A 1,733-nucleotide genomic window follows, 5' to 3' on the forward strand; every position below is an offset into this window, starting at 1 on the left:
ACGCCGGGGCGTCCGGCCGCCGTGCTGGGTCGCTCGCGGATGCGGCTGTGCGCCCTCGTTGATGTCAGTCGTAGATGTCAGGACCGGAAGAGCTGGGGGTGCGGACAGAGCTCCAGCGGGTCGTCCGGACGGTCCGCCCACCTCCACCAGACGTGTCGAGCGGGGCACCGCCACAGCGTGCGGCAGGTTCGCGCGCCATCGTCTTCCCGGCCGGACAGGATCAGCCGCCGGCCTTCATCGTCTGGGCGCACTCGGGGCACGGGTGCAGAGTTGTCGACACGGGGCACAACGTAGTTCCGCCCGGACGGGCCTTGAGCTTGGGAATCACCGGGCCGTCACGGAGGGGGTTGACGCTGACCAGCGCAAACGGCCTCTGGTGATTAATCGTGAGGCGTCGCGCTTGAGCTCTTGACCGCTGGGATCCGCTCTTTCTGGCACGGATGTGGCACGGGCTTCCATCCGCTCTGACGGGTAGCGTCACCGACCCCGCACCCGACAACACCGTCACCCGAATGGCCCAACATGACGTGCCACCCATATGGGTGAAGATCAAGCTGGTTAGTGCCCCAACCGAGGCAATCTGTGAAAGGCGAACCAAATGCGCATTCGACGAATCCTCGCCACAGTCTTCGCCACGGCAGCCCTCGCCGGACTCGGCCTCACAGGCGCCGCCACCGCGACCGCCACCGCCGGCAGCGTCACCCCGGCCAGCGTCACCCCGGGTGAGTGTCTGGACGGCGGCGGAACGATCGATCGGTCGACGGCCCCGCTCCCGACCTGCAGAGGCGGTGTGCACAACGGGCAGACGGTCGACTAAACCCCACTAGGGCCCGTTGTGAAAGCGGATCGGCGCCCCGCAGCCACGCGTTGCGGGGCGCTCCCTCGCGAGCGTTCCCCCTCGGCTGACGGGCAGGTCCACAGACTGCCCGATTCGCGACCAGCGTACGGGCCCCGATCTGAACCCCTGGGCGCACAAACGATCGTAGGCGTCCTGGACGTCCTGGGGAACCTCTTGGCTGATCATGAAGCCCTGGGCCGGATAGATCAGCAGGCGCTGAAGCGCTCCAACCAGCATGTCCACGACGAGGCGAGCGTCGCCGATTGAGTCGGTGTAGGCCTCCATGGTCATGGGCGCTGAAGCGCTCACGACCTCGACCTCCGGCCACAACTTGCGCGCCGTGGCGTAGGCCCCGCGTTCCTCGTATGGCTTGCTGACGAGCAGCACGGACGACACCAAGACCCCTCGCTTCTCCAGCAGCGCACGCGAGAAGCGGATGTTCTCCCCGGTGTTTTGGGCCTGCGGCTCCACGAGGATTGCAGCCCCGCCCATGCTCCGTCGCCATCAGCTTGGGCAGCCACGACCTCGGCGTCGCCGAGGTGACCGCGGAGCTGTATCAGCGCGGCATGGCGCCGCTGGTCGTCTTTACCGGAGCCACGAGCAAAACCACGCGTGACCGGATGCCGCGCGGTGAAGCTGAGCACTACCGCGAGCATGCCATCGAGCTGGGCGTCCCCGACGAGGTAGTTCCAGAGGCGTTGGGCGTCCTCGAGGACTGCGGCCGGCAGAGTCACGAGTCGCCGTCCTTCGGCTGTGCGGAGTCCGGGACCTTGAAGTCGTACTCCCAGGCGAATCGCAACGCGGCGTGAACGCCAATGGCGAACTCGACTACGGTCCCGTCGGCCGTGCGCGTCGTGCGGTGCAACTCCATGACGGGCTCTCCCGCCGGGAGCTG

At 67.4% G+C, this 1,733-nt stretch carries 1 protein-coding gene and 3 pseudogenes; 2 read left to right on the forward strand and 2 right to left on the reverse strand.

The window, feature by feature from the left end; all coding sequences use genetic code 11:
• Positions 1 to 598 precede the first annotated feature (598 nt).
• Entirely contained in the window at positions 599 to 817 is a 219-nt protein-coding gene (locus ABZ070_RS37150) for a hypothetical protein (protein WP_356640604.1), read from the forward strand.
• Positions 818 to 958: 141 nt separating this feature from the next.
• Here ABZ070_RS37150 and ABZ070_RS37155 read toward each other — a convergent pair.
• A pseudogene (locus ABZ070_RS37155) lies at positions 959 to 1,321 on the reverse strand (ElyC/SanA/YdcF family protein); the annotation flags it as partial.
• Between ABZ070_RS37155 and ABZ070_RS37160 the strand changes: the two are divergent.
• Positions 1,318 to 1,515: pseudogene (locus ABZ070_RS37160) on the forward strand (YdcF family protein); the annotation flags it as partial. The pseudogenes ABZ070_RS37155 and ABZ070_RS37160 sit on opposite strands and share 4 nt — an antisense overlap.
• Before the next feature lie 53 nt (positions 1,516 to 1,568).
• On the opposite strand, the pseudogene ABZ070_RS37165 reads toward ABZ070_RS37160, so the two are convergent.
• A pseudogene (locus ABZ070_RS37165) lies at positions 1,569 to 1,733 on the reverse strand (GntR family transcriptional regulator); the annotation flags it as partial.

Source organism: Streptomyces sp. NPDC006283 (genome assembly GCF_040613325.1).
Taxonomy (GTDB): Bacteria; Actinomycetota; Actinomycetes; order Streptomycetales; family Streptomycetaceae; genus Streptomyces.

Excerpts from the sequence above, each read along its gene's own strand:
- ABZ070_RS37150 (WP_356640604.1), top strand. The coding sequence starts at position 599 with ATGCGCATTCGACGAATCCTCGCCACAGTCTTCGCCACGGCAGCCCTC.